The following is a 13,379-nucleotide window of genomic DNA, read 5'->3' as shown; positions in this document are numbered from 1 at the left end:
ATTGAACAATTTTACGCTACTACACAAACCATACAGCAGCACTCAATTAACCAAAAAAGAAGATTTTTAGGCCTACATAAGCCCTACAATGAAAATGAAATCAAACTGAATACCAGACACTTAAGCTATTTTAACTAAAAACGTTCTTATTTGTAACGAAAACATTGTTTTAAGGTGTTTTTTGGCGGGCAATGTTGATCAGGAACTCATATAAATTAGTCTCTGGCTTAAGCTGGAGCTTCTTTCTTAAGCGATATCGGCCCACTTCGATGGCTTTAATGGTTACATTCATCAACTGCGCCATTTCTTTTGACGAAAGATTCATCGACAAATAAGCACAAAACTTTAAATCGTTCTGACTTAAATCAGGGTAAAGGTCTTTCAGTTTATTGAAAAATTCGGTGTTTACATGATTGAAGTGAACGCTCAGATGGTCCAGTTCCTGGTCTTTCTTTTCCACATCCTTAATTAGCCTGATGAGGTGCCTGAAACTTGGTGAGCTCTCATTTATATCGTGGTTTTTAATTACAGCCGATATCACTTCTTTAATCTTGGCCAATACTTTGCCACGCTGTACCAGGTGCATGGTCATGGTAGAAAGTTCTTTGTTCTTGTAATTTACATCGGCTTCTAACTTTTCGTTTTGCAGCCTAACAATTTCCTTTTCGTTCCGATCCAGTTCCAGCTGATGCAGGTAGCTCATCCGCTCCTGCTCTTTAATGTGTTTTCGCTTCTGCCATCTAATAATCAACCTAATTAACAGCACAATCAAAATCAGGTAAAAAATCCTCATCCATATGGTATTGTACCAGGCTGGCAGCACGACAAAAGTATAGCCTACCGCTTCCGATTCGTTACCTACATCCGTTCTGGCTTTAATATTGAAAGTATATTTCCCAGCAGGTAGATTGGTATAGTCCTTTTCGCTTTTCGTGTTCCATGCCGACCATTCCTTATCGAAACCAACCAACTGATAACTGAATTTAATATTTTTATCATGCTCGAACAACGTTGAGGAATATTCGAAATGCATTGAATTTAAATTATTGGTGTATTCAGGTATCTCGTTCTGATCCTGTTTGGCAGAAATGATGCCCTTGGTTGTAAAATAGCCTCCAAAAACCAAACTATCCTTTTTACCAAGCAATTTAATCTGCCCCAGCACTACAATTGGTTTGGTTATGTTCTCGATGTATTTTTCATAGTTAATATGGTAGGCTCCCTTATTGGCTCCAATAAATATGTTTTTACTATCCAAGGGGTAAATAGATTCGAAGCCGCCTACTACTTTGCCATCTAACTCGGGCAAATAAAAAATACTAAAAGGATTCGATCCTGATGGCCGGCTAAAATCGATTACGCCTACTTTTTTATTGCTTACAAACCAAATGTTCCCGTCGTTATCCTCCTTCATATATTGCACCGAAATACCCTTTATGGCATTGGCCAATAATTTTAGGCGGACAAATTTTTTCTTCGTGTTATCATATTCATAAATGCCATCAACAGTTGCAATTACCACCCTGTTTTTTATATGGTACACATAATTGTACAATTTAGAAGGTAATCCATCGCGGTCAGTATACATGGTGGTATGCAGTACACGTTTATGATCGGGCTGCAATTCTATTTTATATACCCCATGGTAAGGGTGCGATGCCCAGATATGATCGGGGTTATTATTATCCGCTACAAGAAACCGCAGCGGCTCATTTATGCCGTCAATTCTTCCGCCATTATTAAATAGCCCATCCTTATAGGTTAAGCGTTGTAAACCCCAATAAGTGCCTGCAATAACCTCGCTGCTCGGGTAAACCCGATCTAAAGTCTGGTACAACCAGGTGCCTGGTAAATTGTAAAGCGGCTTAGCTACATTGTTCTGCACCAAAAGTGTACCCTCCTCGTGTGCAAGCAACAGCTTACTGTTAATCTCATCAAGCCCCCAAACCTGCCCTTTAGTATTTTTCACCTCCTCAAAATTCGAGGTGGCATAACTTAAATCTTCGGCAGCAGGATTAACTTTGGTCATGTACAAACCGTTCGATGTACCAATATAAACTGATTGGTTAAACTTCCTAAATGCATAACTCGTAATCTGTTTATTACGGTCAGGAAAAATACTTTTAATAGCGCTATTTATGGCCACATAGGCAATCCCATCATCTAAAGCCAACCACATGTTCTTATCGCGGTCTTGCAGTACTCCCCTTACGTTGTTGTTCTGCAAACCTTCCCTGTAATTGTATTTCTGAATCAGTTCTCCACCTTTGTTCATAATATATACCCCTCCAGAGGTGGTGCCTACTACATACAGATTTTGATTGATCTGATTGGCAAAATAAATCCGGTCGTTAAAAAACACATGATCGAGATTGGTTTTGAAGGGTTTAAGCTGATGGTTAATCAATAGAAAAAAACCGCCCTTTAACGTAGAAACCATCAAAGTATCGCCATTATAAGGTAAAATAGCTGTAACAGACGATTTCTTGAAAACCGGATCAGCACAAAAAGGCTTCCACATTTCCTGCTCATAAACCATTAAAACCGATTCTTCCGATTGGGCAAACACTTTATTATTGGCCATGCCCATAAATAGCCAGGCCTTACTGGGTTTATAGTTTTTAATCACCCCATCCTTATAATGCAGAATGGAATTGTTCGACCTGAAAAAAACTTCGTCGTGGATAATCGAGATGTCCCATATATCAGCCAGTTTCCGCAGGTTTTCGGGTAGCAGGCTTAAAAGCGAAGTATATTTTAAAATCCCTTTCTCATTGGGGTAATAGAAACCAAATTCATCCTGTCCACCTACATAAATCCGGTTTTTAGAGTCGATCCCGATGGAGCGTACCGAGGTATAATTAGGTAAGCGAAACAGGTTCCAATAGCGACCGTTAAAAGTAAGCAGCCCCTCATTGTTCCCAAAATAAAGAATCCCGTTTTTATCCTGTTTAACGTCCCAGTTCTGCATCCCTGCGTTGTACTGCTCGTTATTGTAATTTACAATCTGCGGAATGCCCAAAAGATCCTGGGCCGACGCATGATAGCCCATCAGAAGAAAAGTAACGGCAAGCAGAAGTTTGTACATATGGTTAGGGATCATTCGCACGCAATAATAAATATATAATTTTAATTCCGGTTAACATTGCTTACCGCATCCACTAAAACAAATCATTATGAGTATGAAATAGCTAATGTTTATTTTCTTAGGTGTGCCAAGTTGCCTTAGATGGTAAAATGAAAGCTTATGTGTTCTTATATCTCTTATATGGTAAAATGATGGGTAATCTGGTGGCAGCGACACCTTAGGGGGGTATTTGCTTGAGGTGGTGAGAAAATTTAATCTTATTTTTTGGAGCACAAAGCCTGTAGTGCTTAGGGTTGTTTCAGTCCCGCTTTTACTTCAAGTCCTCTCCCGATGAAAAATCAAGATTGCGGGCTTTCCGTTCAATCGGGGCTAGTTTGCTGGGACTGTGCAATGAAATTAAAAGAAGCTGTATTATAAATATAAAATTGTCATCCTGAGCTTGTCGAAGGACCTTTTTTAGATGTCTCATAAGGCGTTTCGACAGGCTCTCCGTAGAAGTCCTTTGGACAACTTGGCAAATTCGAAGCAAACTATAATTATGAGACAGCCTTTTTAGGTTGTAAAAAAAGATGTTGTTTTATTTTAAAGCGCAACATCCTAAAGGTTTCTAACCATATAAGAATTTAAGGACATGTAAGCTCATATGTTCTTACATGTCTTATATGGTAAAAATAATTAGAGAAAAATATCTTGATCAGAATCTCTTAGTTGGTAAAAAATGACTATTTCATTAAATACGGTTCTACCGCTTTTCGCCAGATGGCATAACCAGCAACATTCATGTGCAACATATCTCCAACAAAAAGTTCTGGTCTAAGCTGCCCGTCTTTGGTTAGCATCAATGGATATATATTAACGAATTTCGTGTTGGCCTCTCTAGCTAAAAATTTTGCGATCAATGCATTCGAAGCTACTGCCTTTGCTTTAAATTTATCCCTGCTCGGACTTGGTTTAATAGAGATGTAAACAATAGGCACCGTTGGTAACTTTGCCCTAATGGCCTGCACTAAACGGATGGTGCGGTTTAAAACAGTATCAGGTGTAACCGTTTCGTTTGGTAAATCGTTCTCCCCCACATACAGTACAATCTGCTTAGGCTGGTAAGGAAAAACAACATCATTTAAATAAAAGGTAATATCGTTAATTACAGCACCACCTATTCCGCGGTTTAAAGCATTGTATTTGGCAAAAATCTGTGTACAGTCGTCCCATTTCCTGATGGATGAACTTCCTACAAACAACACCGGATGAACGGGTGGTTTGTACATTTGATCGTATTTTTTAATGGTTTGCACGTCATCCCAAAAATTAGGTTTCTTTTGGGCAAAAGCAGTTACAGTTAAAAAAGAAATCAAAAGGAAGCTTAAAAATGATCTTTTCATGCGAATAAGGATGTTTAAAGGCTCACAATATACCAATATCCTATTTTTTACTATCAATTCAATCAAATTTATTACTGTACGTATGTAAAAGAAATAGATTGAAATTTACTGTGGAGTAGTGCCTGATTCGCCTGCATTGAGTAATGCAGGCAAACAGGTCTTGTTATCATCAACTAACCAAATATAATGATGAACAAATATAGGTCTTTATTTAGAATTATTCTAAATAATTAACACTAATTAACTAAAAGAATAATAAAACACTAATAATCAATGCATTTAATTTTAAAGAAGAACGCTTAACAACCCTGAAATGAAGCTTTTTAATAAAAATCGTTCAAAGGTTCTCCTTGCGGGCATCCGCTATCAAGCTAAGGCTGTTGAAGGTTATTAACGAACAATTTGCTATGATTAGTATAAAGGGGGTTCCCGCTGACGCTGATTTTTAGAATCTATCATCCTGAGGGGTAATTTATGTATAAAAATCAATATGAATGACAGGAGAATTTAAAAAATTAAATCTCCTCAGATTATCGTCATTGCGAGAAGGCTTTTTCAGCCAACGAAGCAATCTTACAACTATCGCTAGTAGCGAGCGCTTTAAGATTCCCGCCTGCGCGGGAATGACGACCACTTTATTGGAGTCTGTCAATGTGGTCTGTCGAAGACCCTCTTTCTGTGAACCATATAAGACATATAAGTTTCATATAAGCTCAACGAGTTAATCTATCTCTAGAAAATTGATGATCTTGAAGTTTCTGCGCTCATCACCTTAATCTGCGGGAACAAAAAAGAGCTCAAAAGTCAACAGCTAGCAGGGCCCTGACTCCCCTCTCCGTAGGAGTCCTTTGGACAGACTGACAAACAATTAAATTTAACCCCTGAAACCAGCACTAAACCTGTTAAATTCTAACGATAAAGCCGCAATATGTGCCAGTTTCTGTTTGGTAGAATGGTCATCATGATCAACATCTATTGCATCAACATGAGGCCTAGCATCACTTTTTAGCACCTCTGCAGTACTCAGGTTACCTACAATCTGATTAACCAACAATGGATCAGCCTGTTCTGGTTTATGGTTAAGCGAAAGGTATATAGAAGTAATAATTGCATTGATCTGGTAAATGGTCGACTGTACCCCATACAAACCATTAAAATCGATATGTTTCCGCATGGGCTCCTGACTGGCCGATTCAATCGCTTCGCTTAATGCAGATAAACTCAGGTTGGCATTTTTTCTGGCCATGCGCGGAATATTCTCGCCCAGGTTTTCCTTCCTTTCTATCGCCACCTGCAAATAGTGCAAACTATCTTTTGTGGCTTTGCTTATTTTCTCTTTCAACTGGCGGCTGTCCCAAATGGGGAAAAGATAGGTAGCAAAAATGGCAATTACACAGCCCAGCACCGTGAAAATAATCCTGTCGTGTACAATATGGTCGAAATGCCCTTGGTAACTGCCCAGCGTTAAAATTACTGCTGGGGTAATAAACAATACACTTACGGTATAATTTAAACGGTTAAAGGCATAAAAACCCAATAAAAAAATCACCGAAAAAGAAAGCAGCACCGCCGGACTCTTCACAAAATAGATGATGATCAATCCGACGGCGACCCCGCCAAGACTTCCTTTTAACCGCTGTAAGTTCCGTTTCCAGGTAATCGAAAATTTAGGTCTTGCCACAATGACCAGGGTGAGAAAAAGCCAGTAACTGTATTTGCTCGGTTCCAACTGCCAAATGAGCAAGAAACCAAACAGAAAACAGATGGCCAAGCGCAACGAAAACCTAAAGATTGGCGATTTTAACGTAACGTGTTCCCTGATCGAAAAGCGATCGCCGGTAACAAACAAGGGATAAGAAATAGATCCGCTCAGTTCTTGTAAATGTTTCTCGGGCGTGCGCTCATTGCCCCTAATCATTTCGATAATGCGCACAATATCGTTCATGTTCGAAACCACTTTTAATACAATTTTACGCTGGGTTTCGTTTAAACGCTCCATTTCCTGCAACAGCATTACGCGTTTCTGGTAATATTCGATATTGGTGGCCACTTCTCCCTTATAAGCCTTGGCCGACCGAACGTGCCTGCCCAACTGTTCAAGCTCTTTCGCCAGCAATCCAATCAAGGTGGCAATCAGTTTTAAACTCGGGCCCGTTGCCAGCGTTTTGCGCACCAAGGCATAATCATAATGTACGGCATTCAATTGCTCATACAAATCGATCAGTAACCTCGCCCTTTCTAATAACAGTTGGCCTTTAACGTTATCGGGGTTCATAGCGTACTTATCGGTAAGCAACAGGTTCCTGATCAGTTCATGTTTCTGGTTAACCTTAATGTGCAGTTTTATGGCTTCCTTTTGTTGCAGATCGAGTGGTTCATCCACATCGTAATTTTTGGCTTTGGCATTCAAGAACATTGCGCTGCTCATCAAACATTCGAAAATGGCATGGTGAAGTGAGCGGTAAGGGCGGATTAAAATCTGGATTAAACTGATGATATAATACCAAACTCCACCAACCAGGATATAACTGCTAAAATACAGCGGTCGTTCAGGGTGAAGACCCATCACGAATGTACATACAATCAGCGCCATGGTACCAATCAGCGAGAGTTTCTGTCCGTATACGACAAACATCGAAAAGCTGAAAGCAGCGATGACTACTACCACCGCAGTTAAATAAACATCATCTAAAACTGATGAAACCACCAGCGTGGTGGCGAAAAAAACGATAATACTCGATAGTGCTGTTTTCAGCTTGTTCAATCGGTTATCGGGCAGATCGGTTAAACTGATCAGTAAAGCCCCAACCCCTATTCCTTTTGCCGCTTCAGGATTACCCAGGTAAAAGAATAAAATAATGGGCAATACCACAGTAATGGTGGTGCGCAGGGCATCAGAAAAGTACTCGCCTAAAAAGAAATACGAAATGGTAGAGCCGATGCTGTTTTTGCCCATGAATATGTTAATGAATGCTGATAATTGATAAAAGCTGCAAAGATAACAGATTTATAATGCATGCATAACAAATAGCTACACAAAACCAGATACCGATCTGTTCTTTGGACTTTAGCAGCGTAATTGCGTGTTCATAACTTAATCTTCTGTGTTACTTGGTAGTGACGCTGCGCTGAACACTACGGAGAGGAAGGGGTTCTTATTATTTCCACGCCTGACTGAATACAGCACTTATTGGAGCGATCATGGGAGCAGCTCCGAATTTTTCAGCAAGTTCTTTTTCCACCTTAATTTTTATCTCGTCTATACAGTCAGGATTCTGTTTTTTGATCTCCTCATAAACAGGTCCCCACTCTACCAAACCGCATGCAGCTTCTTTTGCGGTTGGACTTACGGAAAAAAGTTTTACTTTTTCAATTGATATTTTTGCAAAGCCGGCATCCTTTAATAATAGTGTTATATGCGCTTCATTATTCATCGAGGTTGCAAGATTATGCGATTCGGGCAAGGGGTGTTCTAAATATTTCATTGCAATAGATCTGGCAGAATAAGATGCCGCATTATTTTCCAGCTTATCCCAGGTGGTAAATAAAAACAGGCCACCTGGTTTCAAAACCCGATAGGCCTCTGCAAATGCTTTCGGTTTATCAGGAACAAACATATACCCGAAGCAGCAAACCACCAAATCTATACTATTATCATTAAAAGGAAGTTGCTGGGCATCAATATTTCGCCAGTCAATATCAAGGTGGCTCAACGTCTTTTTGGCTACGGCCAACATCTCCTCGCTAATATCTGAAGCGATCAGCTTTGCTGCGTATGGAATATGCTCCCTAATATGACGGGTAACACGCCCTGTCCCAGCCGCAATTTCGAGCACTACAGAAACCGGAATGGATTGAATTCGTTTTGCAACTTCTATAGCATAGGGCTCAAAGAATAATGGGCCGAAAAACTGCTCGTAACGAGTAGCAGTATCTCCCGGCAAATCAGCCGAAGGGTCTTTTGGCAAAGTATCGTTCATAAACGATTAATTTTATATTTCGTTCAAATACAATAAGTGATATTGTGACCCCTCAGGGGTTCGAACCCTGGACCCACAGATTAAGAGTCTGTTGCTCTACCAACTGAGCTAAGAAGTCTGGTAAAATAAATATAGGATAAAAAGGGGAAATATATTAATCTCGCTAAATAGCTTAAGGAGTTGGGTTCGTTAAATGCACATTAGTATACGCCATTGCCCTTAACTTAAATAAAATTCTCTTCATTTACTCAATCACGAAATTGATAAAATAACAGTTGCTATATTTAAGCATTGGTAGCAACTACGACAAAACCTAACATGGACCAAGAGACAGCAAGTTATATTATAAACTACTTCAGTAACTTAATGACTGACAATGAAAAGTTAGCACTGAAACACCATATGCATACCTATAAGACTTCTGATGATCCTAAGATGAGAAGAATTTTGACTAATAGAGGTTGGATTAGAACGGAATCCGAAATACTTAATTTTCTAAAACATGGCTATGATGAATTTGAGTTGAATGTAGCAAGACGAATAACGACGGAAAATCCTGAAAAGGTATTTCTTAACAATTGCCCAAAGTGTAATAAACTTGCAAGGACTCCATACGCAAGGCAATGCCGACATTGTGGTGATAATTGGCATGCAATAACCATTGCTCTGTTTAAGCTTAACAATGCTTATCAATTGAAAGGAAAACAATTTTTCTTACTTGGAACAGTCGTGAAAGGAGACATCAAAAAAGGCCAATTTATAGATCTGACAATGTTAGGACTGAACAAAAAACCAAAAATTGAGACAATTGAATTTGCACTTAAACGAAAAGACGGAAAAGTATGGGAAGACATTGCACTCGGTACAAACGAACTAACCGAAGATGATAAAGATTATATTACAAATAAGGGTTCATTTGCTACACCACTCGACATTATAAATGACCGATCAACTTAAAAACGCTTGTGTTTTACACTATTGACCTGAAGCATTTATGAAAAAAGTCCGCTCTTCAATTAAACATTTATGCAGATATATTAAAGCCAACAAATGATCATAATAATAATTGGATTTATATTTTTTTTCTTAATAACAGCCCTTATTTACCTTACATATTGGTTACCAAAGAAATTGGGCTACCCAAAGGTTGGAAAATATATCTCCATAATTTTGACACTTTTGATCTTGATAAAAACTGTTTTATATGTATTCGAAGACGAGCTGTTTTCGAAAACAGATGCAGAAAAATTACTAATGGAGCAGGGTATTCAGCTAAAAGATAATTATAAAATTGAGGAGAATAAATCTGATTGGGGAGTGGGTGACTATTACCACACCTTTACTTTGATTATTACACCTAATGATAAACAAAGAATCATAAATCAGATAAAAAATGCTTCTAATTTCTCTAAAGAGGAAGAAGTTACAACCCGTTTTGATAACCAGGAACGCGACTACAATGGGCCTAAAAGATTTACAAATTACGAAACAGAAGAACAGTATGTTAGGGAACTTTTTGAGCCACATGGAAGTGGATATGCACCAACCTGGAGGAAAATAGAAATTGAAAAGAAAAACAACAAATTAACGTTCGAAGACATAGATGAATAATACCTCCGCTGGCGCATGCCTGCCACGTGTGAAGAACAAAAGAAAATAGGCTATAGAATTTAAATTATATAGTTATTTACAAAATTTCATAAGGACGATTATCCTAATCAAATACTCATGCATCCAACAATAACAGACATTATAGCCAGAATTATGGCTGATAAGGAAGAACTTGGGATTATGCTTTATGCGCCAGCTTCCCCAACGGAAATATTGGATTTTGAGAACATCATGAGAGTTAAATTACCCGATGATTTAGTTAAATTCTATAGCTTTTCAAATGGTTTCGAATCAGAGGAAGATATGTTTAGGATCATTCCATTAGACGAAATTATTGACAATATAGACCAACCAGATACTTATGCAGTGGAACTAAATGATTTCCATTTTGCGGAATATTTAATCTATTCTGATATGTGGACAATCAATATAAATCCTGTCGACAGAAATGATTACCACATTTATAACAAGGTGGAAAATGTAATCACCTTAACAAATTCATTCCCTGAATTTTTAGAGGCATTTTTAACCGGCGGTGTTTTTGACGGGCTTTACATCTGGAGAGAAAATATAAAACGATTGACTAAATAAAATGAATTTTATTCGGTTTACTTTAGTATATCGGATCCCAAAACCCTATCTTTAGAACAACTCCAGCTATTCTACCCAAATGTTTCGATGTTAACTCCAATATTATGAAACGTTATCTAAATATTCTAGCTTTACTTTTAATTGTAGCTGCCTGTACTAATAAACACCCTACTAAATTGAGTATAACTCAAAAAAATCCAAGTAAAAACTGTGATTGCACAAAGGATACATTGTTAGCCCAAATTATTTCTTGTGAACCAATTTCTTTAGATAATGGGGCAAAACTATACTGGAATTATAACTGCGACTCTTCATGGATAACTTTTGAAAATAGAAATCGAGAGAAAAAAACAATCTTTACATTAGGTGATGGATTAGTACAATTGACTAATCGGCTTGGACATACAAGTTTTCAAGAATTTAGAACTACATTCCTATATACAAACAGGGTCATTTCTGGTTGCTGCGATCCAGACGATTACTATTTATACAGCAAAGCTTCTGGTAAACTAATAAAAAAAATTGGAACAGCTATCTACGTTTCAGACAATAGTCAAATGCCTTTTGTGGTTTCTGTTACCAACAGAAGTCATATTCCAAAATTCGATTTTAATTCTCTAACACTCTATAATGTCGACACTCAAAAATCGTTCAGGATTAAAATCAAAAAAGGAGAAATCGAAAAGGGAATGAAAAATAACAATTACATGTTCCCAGAATACATTTTTGACAATCCTACTATTGACGGGCAAATCCTTACTATTAAATATTTTACAGAAAAGTATATTAAGGGGGTGAACCTAAAGTATAAAACGATCAAAATTGACTTAAAACAATACAACCATTAGCGACTCCTCCTTTCTAGCGCAAGTCTTAGCGCCCAACCTTAGCAACGGCATGACTTGTTCTTCCGTTAAATTATAAATCAATTTCTTTATTAAAAAACTTGATGAGCTAAATACTGTGAATGCACAAATCATCCAATCCACTTCCTAACCACTAAGAACTGTACCAGTGGGGGTCTTTTCGAGGTACAGCCCATTGTTAAATAGCCCTGATGGAAGTGGATCCCGATTTAAGCACTAGTTTTTACTTTTTTATTGTGTGCTTGCTTGTTTCACAGGTTTCTTCGGGAGAAACGGACAGCAGGATCGAAGCCAGCCCAAGGATCACAGCCTCTGCGCTCCAAAAAACCTATCAACCCAGACTGATCCTCGTCTAATTCCCTTTTAAGAAATCCAGACTTCGAACCTCCAACTCCACACTACCCTCATTAAAATATACCCAATAACAGGTATTGACGCTAACTGGTGTGATGGGGAAATTTGCTTGCAACAAACAAACAAATTAGGGCATGAAAATAAACAAACTCCTGCTAATGGCACCAATGCTTGTGCTATTGGCAACGGCATCTGCTGTAATTGCACAGGTAAAAAAATCGGCAACCAAAACGGCTGTTCCGGTTAAAACCAAATATGGCGCGTTGGCTATAGACCGATCTAATGGGTTTTATTATGGTTTTTCATTCGATCAGTCAAACCGGGCAGAAGCCGAGAAGAAAGCGGTTGACGAATGCAACAAACGTGGCGGATCTTGCAGCATTGTGCTCACCTATTCGGGCACAGGTTGTGCGGCATACCGCACCATAAACGGTAATGTGGGTACTGCATTTGGCTGGGGTATAGCAAAAACCAAAGAGGAAGCTGATGCAATAGCAACTAAAGAATGTTTAAAAAGAAGCGGCGGCATACAACCTACCAACTTTGTTTGGAGCTGTAATGCAGCACAAGCGGCGCAGTTAAAAGAAATATACAATGCCTCGCCTGAAATTACCGGGCAGGTAAAAATTGGCAACCAGGTATGGACAAGTACCAATTTAAACGTGAGCACCTATAGAAACGGCGAGCAGATTTATTACGCAGCCAACCAAAAAGAATGGGAAAAAGTAAGCAGAGAAAAAATTCCCGCTTATTGTTACCTTAATTTCGACAGCAGCAATGAAAAGAAATACGGAAAGCTGTACAACTTTTATGCGGTTACCGATCGCCGTGGCTTAGCACCTGCTGGTTGGCACGTACCTAGCAGCAGTGAATTTTTAACCCTTATTGCGGCTTTAGGTGGTGAAAAAGTAGCCGGTAAAAAAATGCGTGGCACTACTGGCTGGGACGTAAAAGATTCGTATAAATTTGCGCATGGCAATGGCGATAACTCCTCAGGTCTCAATTTACTTACCAATGGCAGTGCAGGTGGCGATGAATATGGTGGCGGCCAATCTTTCAAGTATGGGGTATGGTTAAGCTATTGGTGGTCGAGTACTACCAAATCAAGCGGCGACAGCTTTGCCTACTATCTTGACTTTAACAAATACAGCGAACCGCGAGTAACCGACTATAGTAAAACCACAGGTGCCGCGGTAAGGTTAGTGAAAGATTAATTTGCCCATATCAAATAATGCTCATATTTCGGAACCTAAAGGTTAGAAATCGCTTACTCAACCGGGAATAATCAAGATTTCCGGTTGATTTTGTTTAAAGGAATGATAAACCAAACACCACTTACATTGGTATTTGACCATATAAGGAATTGAAGGGGATATAAGCTGATATCTAATTATAGGGCTTAAATCGTTTATTTTTAATGATTGGATTGCTTCACCTCACAATTCCTCTCCTTTGGTTCGCAATGACGTATCGTTTGGCTTACAAGTCCAGGCTTCTGACCTCCGAC

General features: G+C 38.7%; 9 protein-coding genes and 1 tRNA gene. 5 read left to right on the top strand and 5 right to left on the bottom strand.

Features of this window, described 5'->3' with window-relative positions:
• Positions 1-169: 169 nt before the first annotated feature.
• The 5 genes from AC1DNH_RS07260 to AC1DNH_RS07240 all read right to left on the bottom strand — a co-directional run bounded on the left by AC1DNH_RS07260 (position 170) and on the right by AC1DNH_RS07240 (position 8,568).
• Complete coding sequence (locus AC1DNH_RS07260) at positions 170-3,088, bottom strand: ligand-binding sensor domain-containing protein (protein ID WP_477607986.1); 2,919 nt, start codon at positions 3,086-3,088, stop codon at positions 170-172.
• 722 nt (positions 3,089-3,810) lie between these two features.
• Complete coding sequence (locus AC1DNH_RS07255; RefSeq protein ID WP_477580861.1) at positions 3,811-4,470, bottom strand: GDSL-type esterase/lipase family protein; 660 nt, start codon at positions 4,468-4,470, stop codon at positions 3,811-3,813.
• An 874-nt stretch (positions 4,471-5,344) separates the two neighbouring features.
• Positions 5,345-7,426: an FUSC family protein gene (locus tag AC1DNH_RS07250; RefSeq protein WP_477580863.1), complete on the bottom strand. Its 2,082-nt coding sequence runs from the start codon at positions 7,424-7,426 to the stop codon at positions 5,345-5,347.
• 202 nt (positions 7,427-7,628) lie between these two features.
• The gene (locus tag AC1DNH_RS07245; protein WP_477611227.1) at positions 7,629-8,450 is read right to left on the bottom strand and encodes a class I SAM-dependent methyltransferase; all 822 of its coding nucleotides are present in this window, start codon (positions 8,448-8,450) and stop codon (positions 7,629-7,631) included.
• A gap of 45 nt (positions 8,451-8,495) precedes the next feature.
• Positions 8,496-8,568, bottom strand: a tRNA-Lys gene (locus AC1DNH_RS07240).
• 200 nt (positions 8,569-8,768) lie between these two features.
• Here AC1DNH_RS07240 and AC1DNH_RS07235 point away from each other — a divergent pair.
• From AC1DNH_RS07235 to AC1DNH_RS07215, 5 genes are all read left to right on the top strand, one after another.
• Positions 8,769-9,407: a hypothetical protein gene (locus AC1DNH_RS07235; protein WP_477583190.1), complete on the top strand. Its 639-nt coding sequence runs from the start codon at positions 8,769-8,771 to the stop codon at positions 9,405-9,407.
• 228 nt (positions 9,408-9,635) lie between these two features.
• Positions 9,636-10,061 carry a hypothetical protein gene (locus AC1DNH_RS07230; RefSeq protein WP_477583192.1) on the top strand — a complete coding sequence of 142 codons (426 nt, stop codon included), beginning with the start codon at positions 9,636-9,638 and terminating at the stop codon, positions 10,059-10,061.
• Positions 10,062-10,178: 117 nt separating this feature from the next.
• Positions 10,179-10,652, top strand: coding sequence for an SMI1/KNR4 family protein (locus AC1DNH_RS07225; RefSeq protein ID WP_477583194.1), 474 nt, complete (start codon positions 10,179-10,181; stop codon positions 10,650-10,652).
• A 104-nt stretch (positions 10,653-10,756) separates the two neighbouring features.
• Entirely contained in the window at positions 10,757-11,500 is a 744-nt protein-coding gene (locus AC1DNH_RS07220; RefSeq protein WP_477583196.1) for a hypothetical protein, read from the top strand.
• A gap of 506 nt (positions 11,501-12,006) precedes the next feature.
• Entirely contained in the window at positions 12,007-13,086 is a 1,080-nt protein-coding gene (locus tag AC1DNH_RS07215; RefSeq protein ID WP_477611027.1) for an FISUMP domain-containing protein, read from the top strand.
• Positions 13,087-13,379: the final 293 nt, after the last annotated feature.

This window comes from Pedobacter sp. 01N310 (genome assembly GCF_056399805.1).
Note: the sequence above shows the minus strand (reverse complement) of the source record. Positions and strands in the feature narration are given on the sequence as shown.

Coding starts and splice junctions, on each gene's coding strand:
- AC1DNH_RS07260 (WP_477607986.1), bottom strand. CDS start 3,088: ATGTACAAACTTCTGCTTGCCGTTACTTTTCTTCTGATGGGCTATCAT.
- AC1DNH_RS07255 (WP_477580861.1), bottom strand. CDS start 4,470: ATGAAAAGATCATTTTTAAGCTTCCTTTTGATTTCTTTTTTAACTGTA.
- AC1DNH_RS07250 (WP_477580863.1), bottom strand. CDS start 7,426: ATGGGCAAAAACAGCATCGGCTCTACCATTTCGTATTTCTTTTTAGGC.
- AC1DNH_RS07245 (WP_477611227.1), bottom strand. CDS start 8,450: ATGAACGATACTTTGCCAAAAGACCCTTCGGCTGATTTGCCGGGAGAT.
- AC1DNH_RS07235 (WP_477583190.1), top strand. CDS start 8,769: ATGGACCAAGAGACAGCAAGTTATATTATAAACTACTTCAGTAACTTA.
- AC1DNH_RS07225 (WP_477583194.1), top strand. CDS start 10,179: ATGCATCCAACAATAACAGACATTATAGCCAGAATTATGGCTGATAAG.
- AC1DNH_RS07220 (WP_477583196.1), top strand. CDS start 10,757: ATGAAACGTTATCTAAATATTCTAGCTTTACTTTTAATTGTAGCTGCC.
- AC1DNH_RS07215 (WP_477611027.1), top strand. CDS start 12,007: ATGAAAATAAACAAACTCCTGCTAATGGCACCAATGCTTGTGCTATTG.